The organism is Brucella rhizosphaerae (assembly GCF_002252475.1).
Lineage (GTDB): Bacteria > Pseudomonadota > Alphaproteobacteria > Rhizobiales > Rhizobiaceae > Brucella > Brucella rhizosphaerae.
Genome location: NZ_NNRK01000026.1, coordinates 257200 through 274036 on the forward strand (window position 1 = coordinate 257200; position 16837 = coordinate 274036).

The window sequence follows — 16837 nt, forward strand, 5'->3', positions numbered from 1 at the left end:
CAAAACGTCAATTGTTGATAGAATTGTCTATCTTAAACAATGCGTTGAGCCATTGTTATGGCCGCGCTATAGGATTGGGGAATGCAAGTGTCGCATAAAAGAATATTGTTAAATGCTGCATTTTGTAAGCATCTAAAGAATAAACCGGTATCCGACAATGGCTCCGAAAAAAATTATAATTTTGTATTAAGAAGAGATACTTTGCCAGAGCCATTTACATCTGGTTCTGGGCCAATGATTAGTAATTTAATATTAGATGGTGGAGGGAGGGCCACGGGCGGTATAAGAATTAATAAAGATATTGTTTGTCCAGTTGTTGATATAGATACTTATAAGGGGCTTAGCTGTATTAATATAGATACGGTTACCAAGCATCTGGATCGTCAGGGTTACGAAGGTTCTTTAAATGGAAGTTTTCTTTTCAAGTGCCTGTCAATATTCCGAAGTGCTGAGGAAAAATCGACTGTTATCGACAGATTTTCAGACGAGCAGGAGGGAAGAAACAAAAAAACTATAAACTCTAAGACTAATGTATTCGAGAATATCGATATAGGAGGATTAAATGTAAACGGCGTCAAAATGATTGGTTTAAACGAGCAAATATCACAGTACCTTTATGCAGATGCTTATTGCGCATGTCTTTCACGGAATGAGTTTAAGCAGCATCGCTTGGACACTTTTCGTCAAAACGGAAACAAAGATCTGGAATACTTTGTGACTTATGATCTGCACAAGCTCCTCATTGCTCTCGACGCCGTAGTTCAGGAAAGTGGGTTATGGCAATCACATTTGGCGTTGTCTCGCCCCGTAGTGTATTCGGTCAAAGACAGCATACAAATGGTCGAAAGTAGTGCAAAATACTTCGATAGCGAGAATGCCATTTCTGCGTTTCTAAAAATTGCCTTTGTTAAGGATACAAAATTTTCCCACGAGGATGAGTATCGGATACTCATGGCGTCGCCTTCGTCTCTAGGTAAATTAGCGGGGCAAACCCAAAGCCACATTTTTCGAGATCAAAGGATCGCTGATGCCATTGTAAGTCATGGTAGGGGGGCGACATCGGATCAGTTTTCTTTCTAATCGGTCGCGATAGTGGGGCAGACGAATGAAAAAACATAACGTTTATAATGCATGTTTTTCTGTCCACTTTATTGCAAGCCCCTGAAAATGCCCGAAATCCGTAGAACCTCCGAGCCTTCTGCTCAATGAGCTAAATAAGGCCCGTCAAATTACACTGCTTTGTTAGGGCGAACCATTAGTAGATTTCGGCATCCAAGATTATAGTTTTAATGAAAGGTCGTAAATCTAGATCCTTAACGAACCCGTTAGACGTAAGGATTTTGAACTTCAGTTTGTGTGGCTTGCTGTTGTCGACAATGCGCACCTCGTGCTTCTGATTTGCTAAAGCTATTTCGATTCTTGGCGCGCATCGCATTTCTACAGCAAAATAGAGTGTATAGACTCCCTCTCCGTTAGGGCCATGTACTATCATTTCGTGGATGCTGCCTTCTCCTTGAATGTAGGCGAGTTCGGCCGCAAATCTTCCGATCAACTGCCCGTCGTGCATGCTACGGGGCTTCACATAGACGAAATGATCCGCAGTTGGCGCTACTGGGTTTTGTGATGGAAAAAGGCGAATATCGTAGCTTATATTTCCTTTGAAGTTCAGAATGACTACGTTAGTTTCGGGCATTGAGTTACTTGGCGCTATTGAGATGCCCAATGTAAAACGATCAAAATCTTCATCTTTAAGAGATATTATTGTCGTTTCTTCGAAGTCGCCCTGATATTTATCAAACCTAATTATGTTGGGTATGGATATTGCTGATATAAAATTTTCTTTGGTGATATCAACAAGAGGCTCAAAAAAACTTGGGCGATCATCAGTAAAAAGACCGTGGTAGTTTACTCGTCCTGTTGTGTGATAAGAAATTTTTCTGGGCTTACCGGAGCTATCGACGTCTTTCCATATATCGTTATCAAATGATTTCATGCTTTTATTATCGATTATTTTTCGGTCAACTGAAATATAAAGAGATCCATCATCACTGAAAACGATGTTCAAAAATTTATAGATTTTGTTTTTGTATTCTAACAATATTTTCATGCTGCATAGCCTTTGGAAATTTGGATGAATTGTTGTAGCTTATTTATACTGAAGATGTGTAATCGTAGAGGGCCCAAGTGCTAAGATCTTTTATTCTGTTCTCCAGACCTCTCGAAAAGACCGGAAATCCGTAGAACCTCCCGGACTCGAAAGTGCAATCAAAGATTTGAGTCCGGAGTTTGATTGCTGTTTCGCACTACAATGAAAATTTCGCTATTTTACGAGATACAATCCACGTTTGCCCTCAGCCTCAGCAAGCGCGCCGGGGTCTGCAGGAACGAACCTGATGATACTAGGAACATGCGTTGAATACGAAAGGAAAGTTACTACCTTCTAAGCCGGTGCTGCGAATATTTCTTGAACGAAAATTGATGTCTACGCATTAAAATCAGGTCGGGTTAGACTAAATAACGCATAAAAAGCGTCACATATCGGGTTACTGTATGTGATACAAAGCTTCGATAAAGCCTGCCTATCTAATTGAAATATATAGCTTGGTTTTTGGTGCGGTTGCACGCCGACCGCATCCGCTGATTTAAATGGAGTTTATTGCGTTTACCGACATGCGCGAGTTTGTCCCTGCGGTCTGCGCAGACTATCGGCTGCATTTGATAGGATGAGTGTTGAGGCCAAGCCTTGTTTATTGGACGAACAATAGTGATCCAGCATCGATATGAAGACTCAATAATTGCACTGTACAAGGGGCTGAGTTTTCATGCTATTGCTCGATTCAATATTTTGTCGGGGGCATTATGGTAACAGTAGTTAGAATTAAAACTGAGGATGATGCTTGGCGGGTTCTTAGCCAATTACTCAATGATAAAATCAATGCCGACGAAGTGTCGCTTGATTTCGGTGAAGCCGCGTGGGCAAAGGTTCACCTCAATTTCAAAGGAAAGATTTTCCACCAGACAGTTACCGCCTCAATGATGCGCGGAATGGTGGAGTATCAGTCTGCCTTCTATCGTACAGCTGCTCTGCTCATTAAGAATGATGCGAGAACCAATCGACTGACAGACCAAGAGAAGGACGATTTTGAGCTTGTCTTCAAGGTCGAAGAAGGTAGTTCAGAACTTAATGCCGATGCCGCCAACCAATTGATAGGTGTTTTGGGAAAGTGCGTTGACAAAATGAACGGGAAAGAAGTCCTCACTGCCGTAATAGTCGTTGCCCTGCTGTTTTTCGGTAGCCCACTGGTGGCGAACTACCTGAACAACGATGTTGAGAAAACGCGAATCGAGTCAGCCCTTAAAGAAGAAACTGCCCGGATAGAAGCGGAGACAAAGCGTCAGGAAACGGCTAGCACAGAGCGACGTGATACTCTCAAAGTCATCCAGGATTTAGTCAATGAGAACAAGCGAAAAACGGATATTCTTGAGAAGGCATACCGTGAATCGGAGGCTGCTAAACGAGTTGGCGAATTGAGTCGTGACGCAGTAGACGAGATTTTGCGGAATAGTTCCAAAGCGGATGAAGTCACAATACAAGGCGTAACACTTAAGCAAAATCTTATTCGTGAAATTACGCGCTCTCAACGATCTAGTTCGAAGGATGTGACTATCAAAGACCAGTTTTTAGTGGTCGGCGTAGAATCAGAGGATGATTACAGCTTTGTAGTGCGTCTGGAGCGTGTGACCACTGGGGAAGTCATCGTAGCTACGCTTGAAGACCCTTTGTTGAGTGCAAAGCATCATAAAGCTATCCAACAGGCGGAGTGGAAGCGTCATGCAGTCATGGTCCATATCTCTGCACGTAAGGTTGGCGACAGCTATAAAGACGCAAAAATCCTGCGAGCGTTCAAGCCACGCCCCCGGTCATAATTTGACTTAACCAAACTCATCTAACCGTTAATGGGATTGGAATTTGATAAAGGGGAATCTAAGTGGCTATTGGGCCTTCAATTAAGCGCCTGATGTGTAAACTGGTAATGCCCAACTCGGCGGGTCATATGTTTTTGATCGTTTTATTGCACCTTTGAAGCCGGTCGCGGATTGAATCTCCGCCTTGTCCGCCATCCAATGGGACGGGTCTCTATTCGGATCGCCCATAATCTGCGTAACCATAGCGTGTGGGTCGACTGCATAGCGATAGAGACCCTTTTCGTCGCAATCTTTCGCGTTTCCAAAGTACAACAGCCGCACTTCGCTCTCGTGCTTAAAGGCGCTTCGCTTCAGGAGAAGATTGCGTGCAAATCCTACGGCCGATATCGATAATCGTCCTCGTGCACTTACGTATGCTTTGAGTTCCGCCTCTGTGTGGTATGCCACCTTACCGAGAAAGCACGTGTCCTGCGGCATTACTGCGTGAGCATCAGCCAACGCCGCAAGAAGCTTGCGTGGGGTGGATCGGATACGGAGGAATCGCTGATTGCGATCATTGGCGTATATACCCCACATGGCTTCAGATAGATAATCCCGTGTCCAGCATTGACCTACGAAGTCGTTTTTGAAGCTGAACTCAAACCTCTTACCATCCAGAACGCCGCCTAACGCCAATTGAAAATTCTCAAACTTATCTTTCCAGTTGTGCACTTGGCTGAGCACGTTTTTTTTATCTTTAAACAGGCTAATTACATGCTCCTGCTTCATTATGCGATATATCGGCCTGTCTAGTTCACTGTCGGTCAAATTCAGAAAGTTTAATTTTGTCACATCGGCCCCCATGCCTGGTGAACTATTTGTTTTCAGAATTTGAATAATTGTCAATGCTAGGTAGGTTAGGAATTCAAACCTGTGCGGTCATACTTCTGTCGTTGCTGCCGTCCCTGACCTAAGACCTATGATCCATTTCCACCCCTCGTATTTATCACCTGTTTGGCGGATATGAGTGTATCGCTTAAGTGAATTCCACGAACGGTGGCCTGAAACCATCGCTACGTGCGGTATATTCCAGCCCATTTCAAACAGGCGTGAAATTCCTTCATGTCTGAGATCATGAAAATGAAGGTCTTCAATTTCGAGAAACTGACACGCTTTGGTAAACCGCGCGCTTACCGTCTTCGAATTGAAGGGAAAAATGGTGTCTTTCTTCTTTGGCATCGCTTCAATGACGGCTACAGCCTCATCAGTCAGATCGCACCAAACGTCATTCCCTAGCTTCTCGCCGGGGTTTTTCATGTCTCTTACAAGCACCCGCTTGTGGTCTCTCTCATAATCTTCCCATTTGATTCGGCATATTTCTTCCTGTCGTCGGGTCGAGAAGAGGGCGAATAGGATTGTTTTGCACATCGGCATGTGTTGCCGCACGCGGGTCTCGCGGTCTGTGAAATAGGTCAGGATCTTATCAAGTTCCGCCAGTGTAGGGCGGCGGCTGCGTTGTTTTGATCGTGTAATCAAGCCTAAGCGCTTCATTACAAGCTGAGCGTCCACCATTGCCTGTTGATCCAGTGGCAAACCCCATGCGGGGCGTGCCAACGCAAAGACGGATGCAAGGTGTGAAATCCAGTTGCCTACCGTTTGTGGTTCACGACCGTCATTCAAATCTTCTGCAAATTTTACGATGTCTTGGCTGGATATGGATGAGCATTCTTTGTCAGCGATAGGAAATGCTTTGATAGCATTCAGGACTTGGCCCTTGGTGCGACCTATCTCTTTAATGCTCGTCTCAACGTACTTATCTATAGCGTCAGATAGCTTGCTCGAAGGGCGGCGAGGTCGCCCCATCTGGGTGGCATCCTTTTTCAGTTCCGCCTCTCGCTTTTTGATCCAAGCAGTGGCGGAAGCTTTTCTGTCGAACGTACGCGATTCTCGATGCACAACTTTGCCATCACTTTTCAGGAGGATTTGTGCTAGGTACGCAATTGATCCGTTCGCTCGCGGGCGTTCAATAATGGTCCCCATCGGTACAACATCCTCCATAAGTACAACAACCGTGTTGTACTCTACGTCAAAACGGGCGTAAAGAGGCTTAAATGAGATGAAATAAGCAGGCAAGAAATGGCGCTAAGTTACGGAAAAGAAACGAACTCATTGATTTCTAATAATCCGAAATTTGCCGTGGCGCCTATGCTCGACTGGTCGGATCGCCATTGTCGCTATTTTCACCGCCTGTTTTCAAAGCGTGCTTTGCTCTACACAGAGATGGTTGTCGCAGACGCCGCGATCCACGGTACACGTGACCGTCTCATGGGGTTTGATGCGATGGAACATCCCATTGCCCTTCAGCTTGGTGGCTCTGATCCGGTTAAATTACGGGAAGCGGCACGAATTGGCGCTGGCTTTGGCTATGATGAAATTAATCTCAATGTCGGCTGCCCGTCTGACCGTGTTCAGTCCGGCACATTCGGCGCTTGTCTGATGCAGACGCCGGAAGTTGTTGCGCGTTGCGTCGCTGCCATGAAGGAAGTTGTTTCGGTGCCTGTTACGGTCAAATGCCGGATCGGCGTTGATGATCAGGACCCGGAAGTGGCACTGGATGCGGTTGCAGATCAGGTGCTGGAAGCAGGAGCAGATGCGCTTTGGGTTCATGCCCGCAAAGCATGGCTGAAAGGTCTGTCTCCAAAGGAAAATCGCGATATTCCGCCGCTTGATTATGATCGTGTTTATCGTCTCAAACAGCGTCTTGATGCGCCATTTGTTGGTATCAATGGCGGTATAAGCACTCTGGAAGATGCGGTATCGCATCTTGATCATCTGGATGGCATCATGCTGGGGCGTGCTGCCTATCATAACCCGGCATTGCTCTCGGGCGTCGATCATCTCATTTATGGAGATGATGAAAAGCCAACGGATATGGCCGAGATCATTGAAGCAATGTGCGAATATGTTGAACGGCACATTGCCGATGGCGGCAGGCTTTCACATATAAGCCGCCATATGGTCGGCTTGTTCATGGGGCAACCCGGTGCGCGCCGCTGGCGTCAAATTCTATCGACGGATGCTGCCAAGCCCGGCGCGAATAGCGATGTGCTGCGTCAAGCCTATGCGTCTATCATGGAAGCTAGCGCAGAGGCTGCTTAGAGCGATTTGAGTTAAGACTGAATCGTTGAAATCGCTCTAACTATTTGTTTTTGCACACTATCCTACGCGAACCGTTTTGCACTTTTGGCTCAACAGCTTTAATCCATCATAATGAGCTGATCACCGCGAACGCTGAACCCACCCAGCGTTTGCAGGAAGTTCATACCGAGCAGGCTGCCGGTCATCAATCCCTCTTGGGTGACCATAGCGCGAATATTGTGCCGCTGAATATCGCCGATCTGCAATGTCGCAATGGTTATGCTGGCGGCAGTTGCTCTGCCGTTTGCCGTGTTGATCGGCACGGAATAGCTGAGCGATGACGTGTCGATGCCTGCGCGCTCGGCGTCTTCCTTTGAAAGCACGACAGAAGAAGCGCCTGTATCGACAAGGAAATGCACGCGCGCATCATTGACGCGGCCATTGACCTCGAAATGTCCGTTCGCAGATTTAGCGAGTGTCACGGTAAGTGAACCATCGGCGGCACGGCCTGAAATAGGGCTGCCAGGAATGAGCCCGGCTGTAATGCGGCTGCCCACGTCCTGAAGCTCATAGCGGTACTGATAGGCTGCGACGAGGCCGAGGATAATGACCGCCCACACGGCCATATTACGGGCAAAGTCGCTCAGTTTGATACCGGAGCCGAGTAAACCTGCTGCAAGAACGACACCCCATATGCCCATATAGGCAGCCTGACCAAACGCATCATTGGCAATGCCAAGCGTGGTTCCGCTGTCATCGTTCGCCATCAGCAACAATATGACAACTGCAATTGCGGCAATCACGATCCAGAACAAACGCCCCATCAGCCTTCTTTCTTTTCCAATCTTTCATGACGCGCTGGTAGAAGCGCCATGATTGCTCGCCGCTGATCATTTTCCATAGAGGACCATGCGGCAATTTCATCGAGTGTGCGGGCGCAGCCGAGACATAGTCCGGTTTGAATGTCCATCACGCATACCAGAATGCATGGCGATTCGATTATTGCCGCGTTCATAAGGTCAATGTGGTCACATCAAAGCGTTGTGACAAGGCTGAGCAACACTGTTACGGCACAGATCTGTTGCGCAGCACCGAGGGTATCACCGGTTTGTCCGCCAATTTTGGCCATGCAGAGTTTCGCAAAGCCAAATAACAGCACAGCGCTGAAAATGAGCACTTTGATGAAAGCCATTAATCCGCCAGCCGGGATGATGGTTACAACCAGTATCGCCAGTGCGATTGCAAATGCGCAAACGAGCGTCTCCCATTTGGGTGCGCCCAGATTATCAGCAAGTCCACCGGGACGAGCGGACGGCAATCCATGCCAGAGGGCGAGGATTGCTGCGCGACTTGCTGCTTCTGCTCCAACCAGTGCAAGAGCCGCATAACATGCGCCAGCACGATCAATAATGGCGGCAAGTAGCGAAACCTTGATGCCGGTCCAGATGATGAGTGTGAGCGCCGCAAAAGTGCCTATGCGGGAATCTTTCATGATCTCGAGACGACGATCCGGCGTAGAGGCACCAAAAAAGCCATCCGCCGTGTCTCCAAGGCCATCTTCATGCAAAGCGCCGGTCATGGCTGCCAACATGCCAACGGCGATCAAACTCGAAACAATCGCAGGAAGGTTCAGATAATCCGAAATCAGAAGAGCGAGACCAGCCAGAAGCCCGAGGACAGCACCTGCCAAAGGGAACGCGCGCATACTTGTTTTCAGCGAATCGCCCAAATCTTCTTCCGCCTCTGCCAGCCAGCTGTGGGGCAAAGGAAGACGGCTCAGAAAGCCCAGAGAACGAATTGTATCTCCTATGAAGCTGTTTCGCTGCAACTGCTTGCTCCGCTTTAAGAACTATAATGCTGCCGACCGTAATATTTGCCGCCAATATGGTGTGGCGCAAAGAGGTGATTTGAAAATTTGACTAAGTGCTTATAGGACGAGCACAACAGTTTTGTATCCTCCATTGATTGATTGGACTAGACGATATGAGCGCCAGTGGCCTTCCATTTGACGATTTCCGTGAACTCATCCGTAATCTGCCAGGACCTGATCTTGATGCGGAAGCGGCTGTACGTGCGCGAGAAGTGACACTGACCAAGCCAGCAGGCTCGCTCGGACAGCTTGAAGAGATTGTTGCATGGCTGGCTGCATGGACTGGCAAGCCGGTTCCGCAGATCAATCGCCCGCTGGTCGCGGTCTTTGCAGGCAATCATGGCGTTACCGCCAAGAACATCACACCCTTCCCACCAAGTGTGACCGCACAGATGGTCGAGAATTTTGCGGCAGGCGGAGCGGCAATCAACCAGATATGCATTGCACACGATCTTGGCCTCAAGGTCTTTGATCTTGCACTGGAGCACCCGACTGCCGACATCACCGAAGAAGCAGCAATGGACGAGCGTACGTGTGCGGCGACCATGGCATTTGGTATGGAAGGCATTGCGGGCGGCACTGATCTTCTTTGCATCGGTGAAATGGGCATCGGTAACACGACAATAGCGGCAGCTATTGCATTGGCACTCTTCGGAGGTGCTGCAGAAGATTGGGTCGGACCCGGTACTGGTTCGACAGGTGATCTTTTGGAGCGCAAGCTCGCTGCCGTTCGTGCAGCTATCGCGCTTCATCAGGCGCATCTTAAAGATCCGCTGGAAGTTTTGCGTCGCCTTGGCGGGCGTGAGATTGCTGCCATGGCAGGTGCTATTCTTGCTGCGCGTATGGAGAAAATTCCGGTTATCATTGATGGCTTTGTGGCCAGCGCAGCTGCAGCCGTACTTTATGCAGCAAATCCAGCCGCGCTGGACCACTGCCTGTTTGGCCATGTTTCCGCTGAGCCTGGTCATCGTTTGCTCCTCGAGAAAATGGGCAAGAAGCCGCTTCTCGATCTCGGTATGCGGTTGGGTGAGGGCACAGGTGCTGCACTTGCCGCCGGCATCGTCAAAGCTGCCGCCCTTTGCCATAGCGGCATGGCAACATTCGAACAGGCAGGCGTTACATCTACCAAGTAAAACAAAAAAGCCCGGAGAACTCTCCGGGCTTTTTCGTAAGCGGCTTAAACGCTTAGTTGTTTTCTTTGTCGAGCAACATGTAATCGAGCGGTAATTCGGTCGTGTATTTGATCTGCTCCATGGCAAAGGAGGACGACACGTCACGAATTTCGATCTTGCTGATGAGGCGCTTATAGAATGCGTCATAAGCCGCAATATCTGGCACTGCTATACGCAGCAGATAATCGACATCGCCGCTCATGCGGTAGAATTCGATGACCTCAGGGAACTCCTGCACCACTTCCGAGAAGCGCTTCAGCCATTCATTGCTGTGCGAGCTGGTACGTACTGATACGAATACGGTCACGCGTGTATTGACGCGGACCGGATCGAGGATTGCAACGCGACGCTTGATGACGCCGTCTTCCTCGAGTTTCTGGATGCGGCGCCAGCAAGGTGTCGTGGAGAGGCCAACCTTCTTGGCGACATCTGCTACCGCCAGCGTTGCGTCTTCCTGCAGTAAGCGCAGTATTTTTCTGTCGAGCCTGTCCATACGTTTTTTATCCCGGTATTAGAAATCGTTTCCCGAACTTTCCGGATCAATGAAACTTCATACCTTATGGTTCGCATTCATCCTAAATTACAGGAAATTTATTCTAATGAGAATAAAGGAACTAAAATTTATTTTCTATCGCCCAGCAGGTGGCGGACTTTTTGATGAAGGAGAGGAACAACTTCTGCATCAAACCAGGGATTTCGCTTCAGCCAGCCACTGTTCCGCCAGGATGGGTGCGGCAGGGGTAAAACTGTGCGTCCCGCAGAGTTTGGCGTTTCCATAAAGCTGCGCCAGTTCTGAACCGTTTCTGTGAGGCTGGTTTTGCGCCATTCCGGCAAATGATAGGCGAGTGCATATTGCCCGACGACGAGAATGAACTCGAGCTGCGGCATGGCCGCAAAGACGCGGTCATGCCAGGTCTGACGACATTCGCGACGTGGGGGGAGATCGCCGCCATGTTTGTCGTAGCCCGGGAAACAAAATCCCATCGGGACAATCGCAAAATGTGCTGGATCGTAGAATTCCTCGCGGGTCGTCCCAAGCCATTGCCGGAGACGATCACCTGAAGGGTCATTAAAGGGCAGGGAGCTGTTATGGACGCGAATGCCCGGAGCCTGCCCACAGATTGCGATGCGCGCAGTATCCGAGATTATGCAAACCGGATTGGGTTCGTGTGGCAGAGGCGGTAGAAATTGAGGCGTGTCGCGACAGATGCGGCAGGCCCGGATCGAGTGCCTGAGCTCGTCCATATTTTCCATCGTTCTATCAGGCTCCAGATCAGAGAGAGTTTAGCAGGGTTGAGACATAGCCTCTGATATAGTTGATCGCATTGCTGATTACATCGGATGACGGTGCCTCATGGCCTGTTTCCGGCTCTACATTCGGCTTCAGGTGTTCTTTGCGCCATTGATAGGGCACATCAAAGCTACCGGCCCATATCCCTCGCTTTTCGCGGCGGGCGATTGCTTCATCGCTGCGATAGTCGCCGTAGGAAACAGCCCAGCCTTGCTGGATCATCCATTGATTGAGGTCGATCTCGCCGAGGTAGCATCTGCCAAGATCACGACGGTATTTATCGACACCCTCTTTCTCGCAGCGAATCGCCGATCCGTTAATTCTGCCGCGTAGCGCATTGCGCGCTTCCCTACCGCAGAGGTAAGTACGGCCACCGGTCTGACAGCTTTGCTCCATCTCCGGCGCGTCGATACCCAGAAGTCGAATGTGGACCTTGTTGAGAATGACGGTGTCGCCATCAATTACATAAACCGTACCAGCCAATGATTCTTTAGGCTGACGGTTGATCGGCAGGGACACGATAATTGCAATAAGAGCGAAAAAGATGAGCAAAGTGAAGAGGATGCTGCGTAAAGCTCCACCGTTTCTTCGTTGTCCCGGCTGATATGGGCGCCTGTAATAGCGCCGTCTGTTGGTCATTGTCTGATGCCCCCGACCTTTGTCAGATCATACTCCATCCGGGAGTTTTGCGAAATTCTGCCGCTTTTGCACCGATGTACCACCACAATTTAGTGGGGCTCACAACATTTGATTTTGTGTTGATTCAGCAACAGTCTTTACCATTGCTTTAGGCTAGAAAGATGGGAGACACATTTTGCCCATTTCCCGCCACAAAGACGCGTCACCGGATAGGAAAGGCAGAGGCTATTAACAACTCCGGGAAACTTAGGTTCCCTTAGGACAGGAAGAAATGAAGAAAGACGCATTGTTTCACAACGATCCGTTTTCGAGCAGCGAAAAGACTGCTCTGTTTTCATTTGACGTGTCTGGCAATAGCCGAGCTTTATTCCGTCAAAATCGGGTCGCAGTGTTGACGAAAAGACAATGTAGTCTGTCACTTATGTCATCGACTTCTACCCAGTGTGAAAGACCAGCGTTGTGATGCGTATTCGCAGTTTTTCATATCCCCTTATCGCTGCGGCACTTGGCTTGGCCATTGTATGCAACAGCGCTTCGGCTTTTGATCTGAACGACGACTCCGAAAAATCGCGGAGCCCGTTCGAGCTCTTCAAGTTTGGCTTCTCTGCCTATAAGAGCGGCCACAAGGATGAAGCCATCAAGGCGCTGCGCTATGCTGCGGAACGTGGTCATCAGGGTGCCAAGTGGAAGCTCGCTCGCATGTATGCCGATGGCGACGGTGTGGCTGAGAATGACTATGAAGCCTACCAGATTTTTGAAAAAATCGTCCGTGACGGTGCAGAGCCGGGTTCTGAAAATGAACCCTATGTCGCTGATGCGCTGGTTGCACTCGCGGGTTATGTAAAGCGCGGTATTCCGGGGTCGCCGGTTAACTCCGATCCTAAGTTCGCACGCAACCTTTATGTGCAGGCTGCATCCAATTTTGGTGATCCTGCTGCACAGTACGAACTCGGCAAGATGCTGCTGGACGGTGAGGGCGGTGAACGCAATTCAATGCAAGCCGCTCGTTGGTTCCAGCTGGCCGCCAAGAAGGGTAATGCAAGTGCGCAGGCCATGCTTGGCAATATGCTGTTTCAGGCAGGCAAGACCGTCCGCGGCCTTGCTATGCTCACAGCAGCGTTCGAGCGTTGTCCGACAGAAGATTGCATCTGGATCCGCGACATGCAGGAGCAGGCTTTCTCAATCGCCGGTGAAGCTGATCGCCGCAATGCCATAGCGCTTTCCAGCAACTACGTTGCCAAAGGCGACTTCTGATAGTGAACAGATGAGCTTTGCATTTGCCAAAGCTCTCAATAGTCCGATCAGACGGCCAATGTGACCGTTACAGGTACGTGATCTGACGGCTTTTCCCATGCTCTGACATGCTTTTCGATGTCTGTCGAAACGAAATGGTTCGCCGCTTCCGGTGACAGCATCAGATGATCGATGCGAATACCATTGTTCTTCTGCCAGGCTCCCGCCTGATAATCCCAGAATGTATAGACACCGTCTTCATCGGTCGCCGCACGAACGGCTTCGGTAAAGCCCAGATTTTCCAGTCGGCGGAATGCCTGACGTGATTGCGGCTGAAACAACGCATCGCCGAGCCATTGCTGCGGGTTCTTCGCGTCGTCAGGCTCAGGGATTACGTTATAGTCGCCAGCGAGAACGAGAGGCTCTTCCAGTTCAAGTCTGCCCTTCGCCCAGCTCTCCAGACGCTGCATCCAGGAAAGCTTGTACGGGAATTTCTCTGTGTCGATCGGATTGCCGTTGGGCAAATACAGTGACACGACGCGGAGAACGCCCTTATCCGTCGAGAAAACAGCTTCAATGAAGCGCGCTTGTTCATCGCTGTCATCGCCGGGCAAACCGCGATTGACCTCGTCAGGTGTTTTTTTGGACAAAATCGCGACGCCGTTAAAACCTTTCTGACCATGCGTTTCGACATGATAGCCGAGCGCTTCGATCTCCAGTCGTGGGAACAGATCATCCACCGACTTGATTTCCTGAAGGCAGGCAATGTCAGGCGACGATTCCTTCAGCCAGTGCTGTAGGTTTTCGATACGCGCCTTGACGCCATTAATGTTCCATGTCGCGATTTTCATGATGAAATGATTAGGCGGAAGACGAGGCGAGGGCAAGCACTGCCCTCTGTCCATCACAGAATTTCCGCGAAAGCAGCGCATCCCGAAAAGTGTGAAGCGGTTTTCGGACAAGATGTGCGTCAGGAGGAATATTTGTTCAATTCAGTTGTTCAAATCATTTGTATTGGTGCTTTTGCATTCCTATCTCCCAACAACAGTAGCCAAACAGGAGATTTGAATGTTCGATGCCAAAAAGCTTCTCGACCAGTTTCTGGGATCACAAATTCCCGGCATGTCCGGAAGCGTTCGCGATAAGGCAGGGCAGGCCACAGATATGGCCAAGAAAAATCCTTTGGCTACTGGTGCAATCGCAGCCGCGATTCTCGGCACAAAGACCGGTCGCAAACTCGCAGGCAATGTTGCAACCGCAGGCGGTATAGCAGCGATCGCGGGTCTGGGTTATCTCGCTTACAAGAATTATAAATCTGGCCAGTCGCCGCAGGCCGCAGAAACGTCGCCGCAGGCCAACGAGCAGCCCGCGGCTAATGAGCCGGTATTGCTTCCTCCGCCACCGGTTGATTCCCCGTTTCATCCGCAGTCGCCGACAATGAGCAACAGTTTTGCATTGACGCTTGTGCAGGCAATGATTGCCGCCGCTAAGGCAGACGGTCATATTGATGGTGCGGAACGCGCGCGCATTATGGAAAAGGTTCAGATTTCAGGTCTCGATGATGAAGCGGAAGCTTTTTTCGAGAAGGAACTCGCTGATCCGATCGATATTGATGCGCTGGTGGCTGCTGCTCAGACTGAAGAGCAGAAAGTCGAACTTTATACCGCATCGCGCCTTACAATTGATCCTGACAGCCGCGCTGAACGCGGATATCTCGATATGCTGGCCGGACGCCTTGGTTTGCCGGATGCGCTGGTCGATCATATCGATGCAACGGTTTCATCGGTTAAAGCTCAATAAAACAAAACCGGCTGCACAATGCAGCCGGTTTCTTTTTTTCACATTGGAATCGATCAGATCGCGAAGCTTGTGCCGCAGCCACATGACGCCGTGGCGTTCGGGTTACGGATCTGGAACGACTGTCCCATCAAATCATCAACGAAATCGATCTGGGAGCCGTCCATATAGGGCACTGAGATCGAGTCGATCAGCACTTTGGCACCAAGCTTTTCGATAACAATATCATCATCGGACTGATCATCGACCAGATCATACTTGTAAGAGAATCCAGAGCAGCCGCCACCTTCGACAGAAACGCGAAGTGCCGTTTTGCCGGGTTCAGAACTGATTATTTTTGCAATCCGCTTGGCTGCGGATTCAGAAACGGTAATGTCTGTCATCTGCCTTGTTCCGCTTGCAATGGCGTGTGCAGGATTGGACTAAACGAGAATTGTCCGGAATTTCCAACAAACGCGTACTTGCCTTCATGTTTACCTGATAGCTATGAACGCAACGTGTGGAAGTCAATGTCCACCTGAGTTTGGCGTAATCATATTACAGTGAGGAATGCATCGCAATGTCCCGGGAAGCAATTGGGTCGCTGGAAGGAATTGGCTTCGGTTATCGCGAACGCGCGCCCTATGCCTGCAATCCGGCCTTGACCCGCGGACGGCTGGTGCCTGAGCCTGAAAGTGCAACGCGAACGCCTTTCCAGCGCGATCGCGACCGAATCATTCATTCGACGGCCTTTCGTCGCCTCAAGCATAAGACACAGGTTTTCATTGCCCATGAAGGCGATCACTATCGAACTCGCCTGACCCATACCATCGAAGTGGCCCAGATTGCCCGTGCCTTGGCACGCGCTTTGCGACTGGATGAAGATCTCGCGGAAGCCGTGGCCCTTGTGCATGATTTTGGTCATACGCCGTTCGGTCATACGGGCGAAGAAGCGCTCAATGAACGGATGAATCATTATGGAGGCTTTGATCACAACGCGCAGTCCCTGCGCATCGTGACGAAGCTGGAGCACCGCTATGCGGATTTTGACGGCTTGAACCTTTCGTGGGAAACCCTCGAAGGACTGGTGAAACATAATGGTCCGCTGATCGGTCCCTTTGCTGCACATTCAGATGAGCCGGTTCCACTGCCGATCCTCGATTTTAACGAACGCTATGATCTTGAATTGTCGCGCTTTGCGAGCCTTGAAGCGCAATGCGCGGCCATTGCAGATGACATTGCTTATAACGCCCATGATATCGACGATGGCCTCCGGTCCGGCCTGCTGAAGCTGGAAGGTCTCAATGAGGTGCCGCTGACAAAGCGCCTGCTCGATCTTGTAAGTGCGCGCTATCCGTCGCTCGATCCCGTGCGTACTGGTCATGAGCTTGTCCGCCGGCAGATTACCATCATGGTTGAGGATGTGATTGCTGAATCACAACGCCGCATTGCCTCCGCTAATCCTCAGACCATTGAGGATGTGCACGCACAGCCCCGCGCGCTTGTGGGCTTCTCAGATACAATGCGAGATGAAGAAAAAGTCCTGAAGCGGTTTTTGTTCAAGAACCTCTATTTTCATGACAGCGTAGTGGTTCGCAGGCATGCGGCCGACAAAATCGTGCAGGACCTTTTCGATATTTGTTTTGATGATCCAACCATCATGCCAGCGGAATGGCAATCCGGCTGCGAAACGCTTGATAAGGCGGGTCGTGCTCGCCGCGTTGCCGACTATCTGGCCGGTATGACTGACAATTATGCGGTGCGAGAACACCGACGATTGTTTGACCATACACCCGATTTAGCTTAATCGGG

General features: G+C 49.8%; 18 protein-coding genes. 7 read left to right on the top strand and 11 right to left on the bottom strand.

Translation table 11 applies throughout. From position 1 onward, the window contains the following. Positions 1–81: 81 nt before the first annotated feature. Positions 82–1080, top strand: a complete 999-nt coding sequence (locus CEV32_RS10605; RefSeq protein ID WP_143128815.1) for a hypothetical protein — start codon at positions 82–84, stop codon at positions 1078–1080. Positions 1081–1255: 175 nt separating this feature from the next. Here the strand turns inward: CEV32_RS10605 and CEV32_RS10610 are convergent, their stop codons facing one another. Then, positions 1256–2107: a hypothetical protein gene (locus tag CEV32_RS10610; protein ID WP_143128816.1), complete on the bottom strand. Its 852-nt coding sequence runs from the start codon at positions 2105–2107 to the stop codon at positions 1256–1258. A 752-nt stretch (positions 2108–2859) separates the two neighbouring features. Here CEV32_RS10610 and CEV32_RS10615 point away from each other — a divergent pair. Beyond that, entirely contained in the window at positions 2860–3927 is a 1068-nt protein-coding gene (locus CEV32_RS10615) for a hypothetical protein (RefSeq protein ID WP_094577098.1), read from the top strand. 81 nt (positions 3928–4008) lie between these two features. Here the strand turns inward: CEV32_RS10615 and CEV32_RS10620 are convergent, their stop codons facing one another. Beyond that, positions 4009–4758 carry a hypothetical protein gene (locus CEV32_RS10620; protein ID WP_143128817.1) on the bottom strand — a complete coding sequence of 250 codons (750 nt, stop codon included), beginning with the start codon at positions 4756–4758 and terminating at the stop codon, positions 4009–4011. Positions 4759–4845: 87 nt separating this feature from the next. After that, positions 4846–5946, bottom strand: a complete 1101-nt coding sequence (locus CEV32_RS10625; protein ID WP_094577100.1) for a site-specific integrase — start codon at positions 5944–5946, stop codon at positions 4846–4848. Positions 5947–6042: 96 nt separating this feature from the next. Between CEV32_RS10625 and dusA the strand changes: the two genes are divergently transcribed. After that, positions 6043–7065 (top strand): tRNA dihydrouridine(20/20a) synthase DusA, encoded by a 1023-nt coding sequence (dusA, locus tag CEV32_RS10630; RefSeq protein WP_094577101.1) that lies wholly within the window; start codon positions 6043–6045, stop codon positions 7063–7065. A 98-nt stretch (positions 7066–7163) separates the two neighbouring features. Here the strand turns inward: dusA and CEV32_RS10635 are convergent, their stop codons facing one another. The 3 genes from CEV32_RS10635 to CEV32_RS10645 are packed head-to-tail and all read right to left on the bottom strand — an operon-like array spanning position 7164 to position 8872. Then, positions 7164–7868, bottom strand: a complete 705-nt coding sequence (locus tag CEV32_RS10635) for a TIGR02281 family clan AA aspartic protease (protein WP_094577102.1) — start codon at positions 7866–7868, stop codon at positions 7164–7166. After that, entirely contained in the window at positions 7868–8059 is a 192-nt protein-coding gene (locus CEV32_RS10640) for a DUF1289 domain-containing protein (protein ID WP_094577103.1), read from the bottom strand. The genes CEV32_RS10635 and CEV32_RS10640 overlap by 1 nt, the downstream gene beginning before the upstream one ends. 18 nt (positions 8060–8077) lie before the next feature. Further along, positions 8078–8872, bottom strand: coding sequence for an adenosylcobinamide-GDP ribazoletransferase (locus tag CEV32_RS10645; RefSeq protein WP_094577104.1), 795 nt, complete (start codon positions 8870–8872; stop codon positions 8078–8080). A gap of 155 nt (positions 8873–9027) precedes the next feature. Here CEV32_RS10645 and cobT point away from each other — a divergent pair, with 155 nt between their 5' ends. After that, positions 9028–10047, top strand: coding sequence for a nicotinate-nucleotide--dimethylbenzimidazole phosphoribosyltransferase (cobT, locus tag CEV32_RS10650; RefSeq protein ID WP_094577105.1), 1020 nt, complete (start codon positions 9028–9030; stop codon positions 10045–10047). A 52-nt stretch (positions 10048–10099) separates the two neighbouring features. Here the strand turns inward: cobT and CEV32_RS10655 are convergent, their stop codons facing one another. From CEV32_RS10655 to CEV32_RS10665, 3 genes are all read right to left on the bottom strand, one after another. Continuing rightward, positions 10100–10579, bottom strand: coding sequence for an Lrp/AsnC family transcriptional regulator (locus tag CEV32_RS10655; RefSeq protein ID WP_094577106.1), 480 nt, complete (start codon positions 10577–10579; stop codon positions 10100–10102). Positions 10580–10707: 128 nt separating this feature from the next. After that, entirely contained in the window at positions 10708–11340 is a 633-nt protein-coding gene (locus CEV32_RS10660) for a uracil-DNA glycosylase family protein (protein WP_094577107.1), read from the bottom strand. 19 nt (positions 11341–11359) lie between these two features. Continuing rightward, positions 11360–12016: a thermonuclease family protein gene (locus tag CEV32_RS10665; protein ID WP_094577108.1), complete on the bottom strand. Its 657-nt coding sequence runs from the start codon at positions 12014–12016 to the stop codon at positions 11360–11362. A 462-nt stretch (positions 12017–12478) separates the two neighbouring features. On the opposite strand from CEV32_RS10665, the gene CEV32_RS10670 reads away from it, so the two are divergent. Then, positions 12479–13270, top strand: coding sequence for a tetratricopeptide repeat protein (locus tag CEV32_RS10670; protein WP_094577109.1), 792 nt, complete (start codon positions 12479–12481; stop codon positions 13268–13270). Between the two features lie 47 nt (positions 13271–13317). Here CEV32_RS10670 and xth read toward each other — a convergent pair whose 3' ends face one another. Continuing rightward, a complete protein-coding gene (gene xth, locus CEV32_RS10675) occupies positions 13318–14100 on the bottom strand; it encodes an exodeoxyribonuclease III (RefSeq protein ID WP_094577468.1) in 783 nt (260 codons plus the stop codon). A 217-nt stretch (positions 14101–14317) separates the two neighbouring features. Between xth and CEV32_RS10680 the strand changes: the two genes are divergently transcribed. Continuing rightward, positions 14318–15049 carry a tellurite resistance TerB family protein gene (locus CEV32_RS10680; protein ID WP_094577110.1) on the top strand — a complete coding sequence of 244 codons (732 nt, stop codon included), beginning with the start codon at positions 14318–14320 and terminating at the stop codon, positions 15047–15049. Positions 15050–15102: 53 nt separating this feature from the next. Here CEV32_RS10680 and erpA read toward each other — a convergent pair whose 3' ends face one another. Continuing rightward, the gene (gene erpA, locus CEV32_RS10685; protein ID WP_024896593.1) at positions 15103–15429 is read right to left on the bottom strand and encodes an iron-sulfur cluster insertion protein ErpA; all 327 of its coding nucleotides are present in this window, start codon (positions 15427–15429) and stop codon (positions 15103–15105) included. Between the two features lie 176 nt (positions 15430–15605). Between erpA and CEV32_RS10690 the strand changes: the two genes are divergently transcribed. Further along, complete coding sequence (locus CEV32_RS10690) at positions 15606–16832, top strand: deoxyguanosinetriphosphate triphosphohydrolase (protein WP_094577111.1); 1227 nt, start codon at positions 15606–15608, stop codon at positions 16830–16832. Positions 16833–16837 lie beyond the last annotated feature (5 nt).

Bases quoted from the DNA above. Each gene is read 5' to 3' on its own strand.
- CEV32_RS10605 (WP_143128815.1), top strand. From the start codon at position 82: ATGCAAGTGTCGCATAAAAGAATATTGTTAAATGCTGCATTTTGTAAG.
- CEV32_RS10610 (WP_143128816.1), bottom strand. From the start codon at position 2,107: ATGAAAATATTGTTAGAATACAAAAACAAAATCTATAAATTTTTGAAC.
- CEV32_RS10615 (WP_094577098.1), top strand. From the start codon at position 2,860: ATGGTAACAGTAGTTAGAATTAAAACTGAGGATGATGCTTGGCGGGTT.
- CEV32_RS10625 (WP_094577100.1), bottom strand. From the start codon at position 5,946: ATGGGGACCATTATTGAACGCCCGCGAGCGAACGGATCAATTGCGTAC.
- dusA (WP_094577101.1), top strand. From the start codon at position 6,043: ATGGCGCTAAGTTACGGAAAAGAAACGAACTCATTGATTTCTAATAAT.
- CEV32_RS10635 (WP_094577102.1), bottom strand. From the start codon at position 7,868: ATGGGGCGTTTGTTCTGGATCGTGATTGCCGCAATTGCAGTTGTCATA.
- CEV32_RS10640 (WP_094577103.1), bottom strand. From the start codon at position 8,059: ATGAACGCGGCAATAATCGAATCGCCATGCATTCTGGTATGCGTGATG.
- cobT (WP_094577105.1), top strand. From the start codon at position 9,028: ATGAGCGCCAGTGGCCTTCCATTTGACGATTTCCGTGAACTCATCCGT.
- CEV32_RS10655 (WP_094577106.1), bottom strand. From the start codon at position 10,579: ATGGACAGGCTCGACAGAAAAATACTGCGCTTACTGCAGGAAGACGCA.
- CEV32_RS10660 (WP_094577107.1), bottom strand. From the start codon at position 11,340: ATGGAAAATATGGACGAGCTCAGGCACTCGATCCGGGCCTGCCGCATC.
- CEV32_RS10665 (WP_094577108.1), bottom strand. From the start codon at position 12,016: ATGACCAACAGACGGCGCTATTACAGGCGCCCATATCAGCCGGGACAA.
- CEV32_RS10670 (WP_094577109.1), top strand. From the start codon at position 12,479: ATGCGTATTCGCAGTTTTTCATATCCCCTTATCGCTGCGGCACTTGGC.
- xth (WP_094577468.1), bottom strand. From the start codon at position 14,100: ATGAAAATCGCGACATGGAACATTAATGGCGTCAAGGCGCGTATCGAA.
- CEV32_RS10680 (WP_094577110.1), top strand. From the start codon at position 14,318: ATGTTCGATGCCAAAAAGCTTCTCGACCAGTTTCTGGGATCACAAATT.
- erpA (WP_024896593.1), bottom strand. From the start codon at position 15,429: ATGACAGACATTACCGTTTCTGAATCCGCAGCCAAGCGGATTGCAAAA.
- CEV32_RS10690 (WP_094577111.1), top strand. From the start codon at position 15,606: ATGTCCCGGGAAGCAATTGGGTCGCTGGAAGGAATTGGCTTCGGTTAT.